Consider the following 10,356-nt stretch of genomic DNA (forward strand, 5'->3'; position numbering starts at 1 on the left):
CCCACAGTGCACTGGGCTATCGCGCGCCAGCACCCGAAACCATCATCCCGATGGATCAAAGGCCGATGATGCACTAACAATCAAATTGGACCAGTCAGATGAGGCCGTTCAATTGCCCTTACAGCGCTGATCGGAGTCGTGATGTACCTGTTCCGGTCCGACGTACTTGTCCTGTTGAGCAAAATGACAAGCTGAAACAGCTGCTTCCTCTACCAAAGAGCGTGCAAAGTCCGCTCTGGAGAAGCTGCACTGCAGCAACTATTAGTATGGCGAAAGTCCGCAATGGGCCGCTTATCAATACCCTTGCAAACTGTCATGTTCTCGCAAAAGCTGACTGGATCAGTGTGAGCCCCGCTATGGCGAACAGAGCCGAAACCACGCCATCGACCCAACGACGTAACTTCATGTACCACTCCATCACGACGGAAAGCGAAAAAGCGGCCGCATAGGCCGCGTAAACGAGAAATCCAACGAAGGCACATCCCACAGTCCCCAACAGAAGGTTGATCGAAGTGCCTTCATCTCCGAGGCCAACCGACAGTGCCGCCATCCAAGCTACAACCGCTTTGGGATTGGACAAGTTGAGCATCACTCCCTTCACCAGTAAGCCTTTCTTTGAAGGCTCAGCAATTTCGCTTGGTGCGAGCTTTTCAGGAACTGCACGCACTGCAGCACGTGCTGATCCATACGCGACCCAAAGCAGATAGGTGCCTCCCGCAATCTTCACTGCCATCAAAAAGGAAGTTGATGCCTGAAGAATTGCCCCAAGACCTGTCGCCGCGATGAACCCCCAAAACGAGAGACCAATCGACAGACCTGCGCCAAAGATCATGCCGCATTTGCGACCAGAGGCGGCAGAAACGGCACTGAGCGCCAATGTCGCCGGCCCCGGCGACGCTGCAACGATGAAGAACGCAGCGAAAACTGCTGCCAACCCAGTCCAGTCAATCAAACCTTTTGATCCATTCCATTGCTCCGTTCACGCTACTAGTTTTGCCTTACTCAATTTTGGACTTTGACTTTTATGGTACCTTGGTACATAGATATCGATATGACAAGAAAGATTGAACGTACCCAAACAGGTTTGCGGATCGAAAAGCGGCTGCTCAAGGTTCTCAAAGCAACTGCTGAACATCTGGATATGACATTGGGTGACTTGGTAGAGGGGATCGCCTTGCACAGCTTTGAAAACAGATCTCCGTTTTCGCCAGAGACGATTGAAAAGATCGCACAGCTTAAGTCAGTCTACGATCTCGATCTGAGCGCACGGGACAGCCACTCGTTAAAAGAGGAAGAGGAATGAGCGAGATACGTGACCTTGCCCCTGTCACAATCGCTTTCGAAGCGCATGAAATCGACAACACGGCGTTTCATCATGCTGACCACGTTCGTGTCGCTTTCGATCTGCTGTCGAAGTACGACTTCATTGATGCTTCAGCCATCTACGCGAAGGGCATTAGAACACTCGCTGCAAAAGCTGGAGCGCCACAGAAGTTCAACCTCACGATCACCTATGCCTTCATGAGCCTGATTGCAGAGAGATTGATCACCTGTCCTAGCCTCGATTTCGATGCTTTTGTTCGCAGCAACACGGACTTGATGTCGAAGGATGTGTTGATGAAATGGTATGACAGCGAACGGCTTCACGCGGACGTAGCGCGTGAAATTTTTCTTCTACCGGAAGTCGCTTAGTCAGCAAAAAGCGCGAGTTGGCAAAGTATTTTGCATCGTGACTTTGATCGCTGGAATGGTCTGGCGCCAAACTGAGAGGCACTTCAGGCATGATAGCATAGGTCACATTTGGCGTTGACGACATACAGCGTGCCGAGCGCTTTTATTCGGCATTTCTTCCGGACCTCGGTTACCGGTTAGAACGGTATCACGGTGATCTGAGCTATGCGTTGCCCGTCGAACCGGGACAGCGGCCGTACCTGCCAGAGTTCTATGTGAAAGCCCCATTCGACGGACAGCCTGCGTCAGCGGGGAATGGAACGATGGTCGCCTTCGAAGCGCGCAGCCAGAAACAGGTCCGTGACCTCCATGCAGCCGCATTGGCAGCGGGCGGAGCTGACGAAGGTCAGCCGGGTTTTCGTCAGGCCTATGGCCCAAACTTTTTCGTCGCATACCTGCGTGACCCGCAAGGCAACAAGATTGCCCTTTTTTCCAGCAATTCCAGCGAACCCGGGCGCGATGATTGACAAAGACCGGATGAATTATTGAGTTTCCGACGGGCTGCGGTCTATGCCCTCCAAACTATGCTCGTGAAAAGCCGCCATACAGCCAACGGCAGCTAAGCCCTGCGATCTGTGAGTTCACGCTACCCTGGATTTCGCACCCGCGGCGAATGTCTCCTCTGACGGGCCGCATCGCAGCGGTAGAAGAGCAAGATGAATGTCTCTTATGGGCCGGTCCTTGACGGTGGTGCAAGCCCGAGACACGGTGAATGCCGTTCTGAAAGAAACGCCAGATTGGAGGCCGAAATGAATGATGGATCAGCAAGTTCCGGGCCAATACTGAGGTTGTTCCAAGTCCAAACTAAGCCTGGCCGAGCGGGTGAACTGATTGCGAAATTCGGGGTGACTTCCGCGGAAGTTGTGCACGGGCACCCCGGGAACTTGGGTTATTTCTTCGGCCACGGTGTCGGCATGGATGACGATTATGTCGTCTTTACATCGGTATGGCGCGACATCAAAGCGGTGCAAGCGCGGTTCGGAGAAACATGGCAAGAGTCCTTCCTTCCCCCAGGCTATGAAGAGCTTATTGAAGAGTGCTCTATCCGCCATATCGATGTGGGGCAGGGCTGGCATTTGGACCTTGCCTAGGAGACATAGGCGGGCAGTACTGGGACATACTAGTTTCTACAAAGTCCCTACCGCGATGGTCCGACAGGGTGGGTTTTTCGCTGTACCGTGAAGGTACAGTTTGGTGAAGCTGCGTGCTGGCGCATGACCTGTTGGTGAAGGTCCGAATTGGGCTGACTGCGGTCAATTGTGACTACCGCAGAAAACGGCAGCTCCGAGCCCAACCCGGCCATCGACTTTTTCGCTGCGCGTGCTCGCAGCACAGATTTTGCCGCGCAGGCATCATCTTGAACACGGCAATGAGGCGTAAAGAGCGGCCATTCGTGCCGGGCGCAGCGAAATTTCGTCAGGCAATGAGCGAGGCGCGGACAAAGCGGTAGCTACCAACACGGTTTCGCTCGACAGGCTGCTGCACCAGATTGCAACACACTATCCGCTAGTCCCCTTAAGAACATTGCCCATGTAGGTGCGCCCCTTAGATACAGCAACGCAGCAAAGCGGACTTCGCGGTATTCAGTGCGCGGCCGAATCGTCGAGACGCTGGAACAAAAAACTCGCTGCATTACCTTGCTGGCCAAAATCATTGACCAGAAAAACTGCTTACGGAAACACTGGGCGATAGTTGATGGATGCCTACATTTGCACAAACTTTTGCTCTCAAAAAGCAGTTCGAGTATGTTGCAGGAATGAGACAATTGAAACTGGCTCGCATTTTCGCGATGGCAATAGCATTTGCGCCAACCGCAGTTACGGCTGGTGAATGGGTTTCATTTTTTCGCCTAGGCGATGGTTCCAACGCAACATCAATTAACTTGTTTGTCGATGATTTCGGGGATTGCTCCGAGGGAATTCGGCAACTCATTGACAGGAAGAAAGTCGCAAATACAGAGTTGCAATCTTGTCAGAGATCTCACTGGGTCAGCGAGGATTTCAGCCTGTCCAAGGCAAGGGTCGTTGATATTTGCGGCAGTCCGACCCTGACCGCTTATCCAAACTGCGCTTCATTAGCCAACAAATCCTGTTTAATCGATGAAGTTAAAGACGAGTTTAGCAAAAAATGCCGAGCCGTAGCCGCAAAGTCGTTGCTGAATCAAGCTATGGGCGCATCGGAAGAATTCCTCACTCGTTCATCAGCGAAAGGTCTGAGTGTACCGGGCGCCGTGGCGACAGGAGCAGGGCTCGCCCGGCCATACAACTCATTTGCCTACAACCTCTCCAACAACTTAACTGATGCGGCGATAATGAGGTTGCAAGCTCAGGGCATCCTTAATGACGCCATGATAGATGCGCTTGTAACGCAGGCAAACCAAGCATATTCAAGCACATCCCCTGTTCCATCAATCCGCGGATTGGGTTTGCCGCAAGAGTATTACGATTTGTACGAAATTGCAGACAGCGCTGCTGACCTGGAATACCAGGGGCTGTTTTTGGAACAGTTCGCATCGGAAGACGATGTGCAGGATCTGATGCCTAATCTGGTGACGTTGGCCGCCAATGGGACCCTTGATGTTTCCGGCGGGCTGACCCGAGCAGAAGTGCTGCAATCGATGTCAAATATGCCCGAGCCGGCAACTGAAAACGATGGGAAAAATGACCGCGTTGAATGGTCAGAAGCTGAACTTGCCAGAAATATGAAGGAAACCCTCGCCGGTGTTCAAGGAAAATTCCGAAAAGGCCAATTGGGCACCGGTGCAAGACAGGTCGCATCCAGTCAGTCAGTCAAATCTGTTCCGCAAAGCAAACCTCAACCATCGACCAAGTCGAGTGGTAAAGTTGGTACCGTTTATTTTCCGAACGGGTGTTACGAGAAGGACAGCGCGGACCCAAGTCGGACGCGAATTTGTTGCGATACCGTCGAAGCTGCCTGCCAAATTGCATCATACGGGATACCCGGACTTCGAGACGTTTTCTTCATCAAACAATATTCAGGAACCAGAGAGGCCGAGAAAGCCTCGTGCATACGGGGGCACGGCGACGTTTTCTCGCAGACGAGGGGGGGAAGGCGCATAGTCTTGTTTTGCGCAATTAGCATTCCCCCGGCGCCAAACTTTCCACTGGATTGGGAAGCGGGCAGTTATGAGTTGGAATGAACCCTTGGCGCGTACTGAACTCAGCAACGCGTGGAAAACATGGGATAAGTGATGTTTGTCAGAGTAGCTGCGATATTGAGTTTTATGGTCATTCACTGCCCGAGCGACCTTAAGGCACAGAACAGCGAAGGGTCGCATGATGCGGCATTTCTTTACTTGGAACTGGACGATTACCAAGGGTTTGTTGAGGCGCTCGATGGAGTGCCATCAAAAAATGAGCAGCTGTCGCGGCTTTTGATGCAGGCGGCAAAAAATGGGAAAACAAGCTATGTCTCGCATCTGATTTCTATTGGGGTGGACGCAGACGCAAGGACTTCGGATGAAGTACGAACTCCATTGCTGGAAGCCGCCGCAGCAGGACATATGGAGACTGTTCAATACTTACTTGACGTGGGCGCAGACCCTGAACGGGTAAGCAAAGACGGGACGACACTGTCTTATGCTTTGGAGCTTTCGGGAACAGAAGAAACATCCGATCTTTCGGTTGATCAAAGTAAAGAAGACCACACCGCGCACTTTCTTGGAAAAATAGCACTCGGGGCGAATTCTTACGGGTCAAATTCAAAGGAGACGGAACTTCTTGAATTGGTATCCCAAGGCAAGCTCCGGCGACATCATCTGGGATTGGTCGACACGTTCATTGAATATGAAGGTGGGTTGGCCTTGCTTCATGTGGCGGCGGCCGTTGGCAAGCCGAACCAAGTAGAGTTGTTTGTCTTGCGAAATGCCGATCTGAACATAAAAGACGAAGTATTTGGGTGGACACCGCTTCAAGTTGCCGAAGTGTTCGGTAATCAAGAAGCTGCTGAAATTCTCAAAGCAAATGGGGCCGTGTATTCCTCCAACAATGTGAAAGCGTTTGAGGACTTGGTCGGTTCAGCGGATAACCCGTCGGAAAAACGTCTGCAGGCAGAAAACTATGCCTCTACCCTGAACAATCTGCTTCTTTTTGCTGCTGAAATTAACGATCCCGACATGGTGGAACAGTTGATTTCTTTAGGTGCGGATCCTCTGTATTTCGGCAACAATGGCTGGACACCATTGATGTATGCGGCCATGCAGCGAGGCGCCGAGTCCGATGCAATAGCCACCATCGAAGTCTTGTCGAAATCGGTGGAGTCGCCGCGAAGCTATTTCAGGCTGGCAGATACCGACGGAAATACACCTTTGCTGATTGCCTTGTCCATGAATGCTTCTAGGGGTGTTATTGAGGCGCTTGTCAACAAAGGCGGCGTTCCTGAAAACCCAAACAAATTCGGCTTTTCAACGAAAAACACCAATGCGGATCTGTTGCCGGAAAACAGTGTTTCACCCTCGCGGTTCGCCTCGTTGGCGATACAAGCGCGTCCAAGTGTTCAAAATCTCTTGCAACCGGATATGTCGATCGACGGTTGGAAAAAGATTCAAATCGAATTGAAAAAATATGATCTCTACCAAGGGAAGATAGATGGAATACCGGGAAGCGGAACTCGGGCTGGGCTTTATGCATATCATCGCACAATGAGTGATGTTTTTAGGGAAATAGGATTAAACTTTTGCTCTGCTGCCGCTGATTTGATTGCAAACGACGAGTACATGAAAAAGGCTCTGGAAAGCTCCCCTCATGCAAATGTTCGAAATGAAATTTCCCAACAAGGGATGAATGGGCGATTGAAAATTACATTGCCCTTTGGCACTGTTATCTACGCTAAGAAGGATGGCTCGCGACGAATTGAAAGCCTGCGTCAAACGGGTACGCAGTCTGGACCGGCAACTTATGTTTGTGGCTACAGAAGAGTAGAGGAACCTGGAGTTGGACCGAACCTGAAATATTTCTCTTTCCGTGTTGGCGAGCAGCATCAGTATGTTTTTTTGTGGAAAGAGTGTTCGAATTTCTTTGAGTTTGAAATGGTGTACCGGGGCGATACGGTGCTTCGCGAAGACACATGCGAAAACAAGTTGGTGGGACTTTCGGCGGACGGAAAGCAAAGTGTGATTTGGGCCGACCTGTGACAGCCGAATCTGCTCTCCTCCTTTAATGACTGGCGCAGATGCATCGAATACTAAATCAGTCGTCTGAAGGTGTTTTCAATTGTTAATGGCGGCCCGCCTGTTGCGTATCTCGATAGTTGAAAGCCTCATTGATGAAGGCCCGTATAGGTTTGATATCCTGTCCTTCGGGCCAAAAAAGTGGACGGTGACAATGTCAGCTCCTCGATGATCGGCGCCGCTTACAGCGAAAGGTCAGTTTAGATTTTGGCGTAAGTCGCCCAGTTGAATGGCCGCTTTGGTGAAATCCGCCGCATCGCAAAATATCCACCGCCGCTGATGCGAGGGGTTTCTGCGGGAGCATTAGCCGTATGGACAAAAGGCGGGTCTGTCCGCGATGCGTTTGTTCGGGCCGATCTGGATTTTTCGTCGCAGCGAATGGCGGCAATGCGGGCTGCGGCTGCAGCATCGTCTATCCGCGTTCAAGGGCAGCTAAGGGCCGCAGAAAACATCTGACCCTTTTGGTACAACCTACCGGCTCCTTAAAACCTCCCTCGGACTAACGCCTAGAGTTTGTCGGAACATATAGCTGAACGCGCTCATAGATTCGTATCCCATATCGAAGGCAACCGAGGTTACGCTCTTACCCGCTGCGAGCAGCGATACGGCATGCAAGACCCGTGCATGGCGCAACCATTTCGACGGTGGCATGCCTGTTTCAGCGATGAACAGTCGTTCGACGGTCTTTCTGCTCGCGGAGACGCCTGACAACCAAGCTTCGACTGAGCGAATTCTGCCTGGGTCGTTGAGGGCATCACGCGCGACGCCGAGTAGCCGCGCATCTTTCGGCAAAACAAGTGAGAGCGACACGTCCTTCGCTGCGAGTAGCTCGTGTCGAAGCAAGGTCTGCAGCGCTGTGTTGTGCTTAACTGTTCGTGTGCTTGTAGCTTCTGGCATCGCCGCAACAAACAATGCATCCAGAAGTGGTGTCATGGCCACGACCCGGCAATCTGGCCCAAGCCACTCTGCTTCTTCGCGATTGACATCGACATAGTGCATGACGTTGTTCGCCCCATAGCGCATCCAATGTTCTTTGTCCGGGGGAATCCAGATCGCCATAGCTGGACTGAGCAGCAGGACCCGGTCCGGGGTTCCGACATACATCGACCCCGAGGCCGCGGAGATGAGTTGACCAAAATCGTGGGAATGCCAGTCGTAGCATTCGCCTGACGCTGGCTCAATCGTTTCCCCGAGATAGCGGGGTCGATCAGGTGCTGTCGGCTTGCTGTCCTTCATTGACGAATCCTCGATAACAATCGTCTCCCTGTCGACAGACAGACATATCACCCTTCGCTAACAATCGCCAATCAGTCGGGCACCGTGCCTGAAGTTTCGCACTCAATGGGTTAGGCACCATGACAGAACGATCCCTAATGGCCTGGTTCGCCGCGGGACACTTCGCCATCGACTGGCCAATTGCAGCGCTATGGTTGATCGTGCCGGCTGCTGGTCTACACATGGGCTTTTCCCCCGCTGAGGTCGGTCTACTGTTTACGCTGTTCAGCATTGGCGGCGCTTTGGCCTACCTGCCAGCAGGCCTCATCGCAGATTGGGTTTCGAACCGCGGTCGTCTTCTTGTCGGCACCTTTCTCTGGGTCGTCGTGGGATATGTTCTCGCAGCAGCGGCGCCAGGATTTTGGAGCCTTGCTATCCTTCTGGCGCTCGCTGGTATGGGCAACGCGGCCTGGCATCCGATCGCAACTGGAATATTGACGAGCACCAACAAGGCGACACGCGCCCGCGCCTTGGGAGTGCATGCCGTTGGAGGATCCTTTGCGGAGGTCTTCGCGCCACTGTCGATCGGGTTGCTTCTGTCGGCCCTCGATTGGCCCGTTGCTTTGGCGCTTTCCGTGCTTCCAACCGCTTTGGTTGGCGTGTGCTTTTTGTGGGTCGCACGGGCGGTTCCTGCCTCCGAAACTTTGCGTATCAATCGCAAGGAGCTCTTACTGCTTCTGAAGACGTGGCGCAGTCGAAAGGGGATCCGCCTTGTTGCCATGGTCTCGCTCTACAATATGGCATTGATCGCTCTGCTAAGCATGATCCCACTCTACTTGGCGACGGTTCACGCACTTGCACCCAGTATGATAGGGGGCATCTTCGCAGCTATGCTTGTGTCCGGGGCGCTCGCCCAACCGTTGGTCGGATCAATTTCTGACAAGTTCAACCGCTTCTCGATCCTCGCAACTGGAAACGGCTTTGCTGCCTTGGCTATCGGTGTACTGGTGTTCGAGCCTCCGTTCTGGATCATGATAGCCCTGATGGCCTTTGGGGTCGCTTCGCTGGACGCAGTTCGAGCGACAATGCTGGCAGCTACAGTTGATCACTCGGATCGCAACGAAAGTACGACGCTGGGTTTCGCGTTCACTTTGCTGGACGGGGTAGGCGCGTTTGGAGCGGTTTTGGCCGGGATCGTCGCTGGCATATCCTGGGGTGCCATGTTTGGCCTTTCTGCGGCGCTTGCCGGCGGTGCGGCCGTTCTTGCCATCGGCACTCTGCCCGCTTCAGCACGACCCAATGATCTTCCATCAATTGATCCGCTTGGTAGAAATCGCATGACTATCGAAGAGGCTAAGGCCGAACATGCACGGCGATACTGGTTTCTATAGTCTAATGCGCGAACCGCCGCGACTAAACGCGCCAAGCGACGAATGGGAACAAATCACAAGGATGCTTAACTATGATTGCCTACATCACACTCGGTGCCGATGACATGAAGCGCGCGGAACGCTTCTACTCCGCGTTTCTGCCAGATCTCGGATATCAGCTGGAACACTATCACGGTGACCTGAGCTATGCGCTTCCTACAAAGCCGGGGCAGGCGCCAAACCTCCCTGAGTTCTATGTCAAATCTCCTTTCGACCGGCAGCCCGCATCAACGGGAAATGGCACGATGGTCGCGTTCGAGGCACGCAGCCAACAACAGGTTCGTGATCTTCATGCCGCTGCACTTGAGGCGGGTGGAAGAGACGATGGAGCGCCGGGCTTCAGAGAGGCCTACGGACCGAACTTTTTTGTCGGCTACCTGCGCGATCCTCAAGGCAACAAGATCGCATTATTCTCCAGCGATCAGAGCGAACCAGGAAGAGACGGATGACGGAAACTGTCTGGTTGGGCGAGCAAAACAACGATGGCCTTGGCCTCGGTCGCATCGTTTGCTATCTACATTGCACGGTCGGCAGAAACCGAGGCGTCGCTGCTCCTCCGGGAGAGCTAAACCTGCCAAACAGATCGAACGGCAAAGCATTCACTAACACAGTTGAGAGCGCCGCTTCGTTAAGCCAGCGACCGACGATCCAGCAATGGCGCTTGATGTGGAAGCCCCATGCCTAGGGTCAGGACTCATAGCCAGTATATGACGAGCGCTGCGAGTGCGACGGCGGACAAGAAGACCTTGGGGCACCTGTCATAGCGGGTTGCTACACGCCGCCAATCCTTCA

10 protein-coding genes and 1 pseudogene are annotated in these 10,356 nt (G+C 53.0%); 8 read left to right on the forward strand and 3 right to left on the reverse strand.

Translation table 11 applies throughout. The features are described from left to right. Positions 1-313: 313 nt before the first annotated feature. Positions 314-952, reverse strand: coding sequence for a LysE family translocator (locus AC2FNU_RS21505; protein ID WP_496792311.1), 639 nt, complete (start codon positions 950-952; stop codon positions 314-316). A 99-nt stretch (positions 953-1,051) separates the two neighbouring features. On the opposite strand from AC2FNU_RS21505, the gene AC2FNU_RS21510 reads away from it, so the two are divergent. The 6 genes from AC2FNU_RS21510 (at position 1,052) to AC2FNU_RS21535 (ending at position 6,883) form a co-directional block, all read left to right on the forward strand. Continuing rightward, positions 1,052-1,303, forward strand: coding sequence for a hypothetical protein (locus AC2FNU_RS21510; RefSeq protein ID WP_496792313.1), 252 nt, complete (start codon positions 1,052-1,054; stop codon positions 1,301-1,303). Beyond that, positions 1,300-1,692, forward strand: a complete 393-nt coding sequence (locus AC2FNU_RS21515; RefSeq protein ID WP_496792314.1) for a hypothetical protein — start codon at positions 1,300-1,302, stop codon at positions 1,690-1,692. Before AC2FNU_RS21510 ends, AC2FNU_RS21515 begins: the two co-directional genes overlap by 4 nt. 122 nt (positions 1,693-1,814) lie before the next feature. Beyond that, positions 1,815-2,198, forward strand: a complete 384-nt coding sequence (locus AC2FNU_RS21520; RefSeq protein WP_496792325.1) for a VOC family protein — start codon at positions 1,815-1,817, stop codon at positions 2,196-2,198. A 282-nt stretch (positions 2,199-2,480) separates the two neighbouring features. Further along, positions 2,481-2,822 carry an antibiotic biosynthesis monooxygenase gene (locus tag AC2FNU_RS21525; RefSeq protein ID WP_496792315.1) on the forward strand — a complete coding sequence of 114 codons (342 nt, stop codon included), beginning with the start codon at positions 2,481-2,483 and terminating at the stop codon, positions 2,820-2,822. A 608-nt stretch (positions 2,823-3,430) separates the two neighbouring features. Continuing rightward, positions 3,431-4,891, forward strand: a complete 1,461-nt coding sequence (locus tag AC2FNU_RS21530) for a hypothetical protein (protein WP_496792317.1) — start codon at positions 3,431-3,433, stop codon at positions 4,889-4,891. Positions 4,892-4,942: 51 nt separating this feature from the next. Next, complete coding sequence (locus AC2FNU_RS21535; RefSeq protein ID WP_496792319.1) at positions 4,943-6,883, forward strand: ankyrin repeat domain-containing protein; 1,941 nt, start codon at positions 4,943-4,945, stop codon at positions 6,881-6,883. Positions 6,884-7,390: 507 nt separating this feature from the next. Here AC2FNU_RS21535 and AC2FNU_RS21540 read toward each other — a convergent pair. After that, a complete protein-coding gene (locus tag AC2FNU_RS21540) occupies positions 7,391-8,155 on the reverse strand; it encodes an AraC family transcriptional regulator (RefSeq protein ID WP_496792320.1) in 765 nt (254 codons plus the stop codon). A gap of 137 nt (positions 8,156-8,292) precedes the next feature. On the opposite strand from AC2FNU_RS21540, the gene AC2FNU_RS21545 reads away from it, so the two are divergent. Both AC2FNU_RS21545 and AC2FNU_RS21550 read left to right on the forward strand, forming a co-directional pair. Then, on the forward strand, positions 8,293-9,525 hold the full coding sequence (locus AC2FNU_RS21545) for an MFS transporter (RefSeq protein WP_496792322.1): 1,233 nt from the start codon (positions 8,293-8,295) through the stop codon (positions 9,523-9,525). Between the two features lie 71 nt (positions 9,526-9,596). Further along, positions 9,597-10,013: a VOC family protein gene (locus tag AC2FNU_RS21550; RefSeq protein WP_480810083.1), complete on the forward strand. Its 417-nt coding sequence runs from the start codon at positions 9,597-9,599 to the stop codon at positions 10,011-10,013. A 245-nt stretch (positions 10,014-10,258) separates the two neighbouring features. Here the strand turns inward: AC2FNU_RS21550 and AC2FNU_RS21555 are convergent. Next, positions 10,259-10,356 (reverse strand): annotated as a pseudogene (locus AC2FNU_RS21555) (IS5/IS1182 family transposase); the annotation flags it as partial.

It is taken from the genome of Ruegeria sp. BHSB064 (assembly GCF_059613205.1).

What these genes read in the sequence shown, in the direction of transcription:
- AC2FNU_RS21525 (WP_496792315.1), top strand. Translation starts at nt 2,481, where the DNA reads ATGAATGATGGATCAGCAAGTTCCGGGCCAATACTGAGGTTGTTCCAA.
- AC2FNU_RS21510 (WP_496792313.1), top strand. Translation starts at nt 1,052, where the DNA reads ATGACAAGAAAGATTGAACGTACCCAAACAGGTTTGCGGATCGAAAAG.
- AC2FNU_RS21530 (WP_496792317.1), top strand. Translation starts at nt 3,431, where the DNA reads ATGCCTACATTTGCACAAACTTTTGCTCTCAAAAAGCAGTTCGAGTAT.
- AC2FNU_RS21545 (WP_496792322.1), top strand. Translation starts at nt 8,293, where the DNA reads ATGGCCTGGTTCGCCGCGGGACACTTCGCCATCGACTGGCCAATTGCA.
- AC2FNU_RS21540 (WP_496792320.1), bottom strand. Translation starts at nt 8,155, where the DNA reads ATGAAGGACAGCAAGCCGACAGCACCTGATCGACCCCGCTATCTCGGG.
- AC2FNU_RS21515 (WP_496792314.1), top strand. Translation starts at nt 1,300, where the DNA reads ATGAGCGAGATACGTGACCTTGCCCCTGTCACAATCGCTTTCGAAGCG.
- AC2FNU_RS21535 (WP_496792319.1), top strand. Translation starts at nt 4,943, where the DNA reads ATGTTTGTCAGAGTAGCTGCGATATTGAGTTTTATGGTCATTCACTGC.
- AC2FNU_RS21550 (WP_480810083.1), top strand. Translation starts at nt 9,597, where the DNA reads ATGATTGCCTACATCACACTCGGTGCCGATGACATGAAGCGCGCGGAA.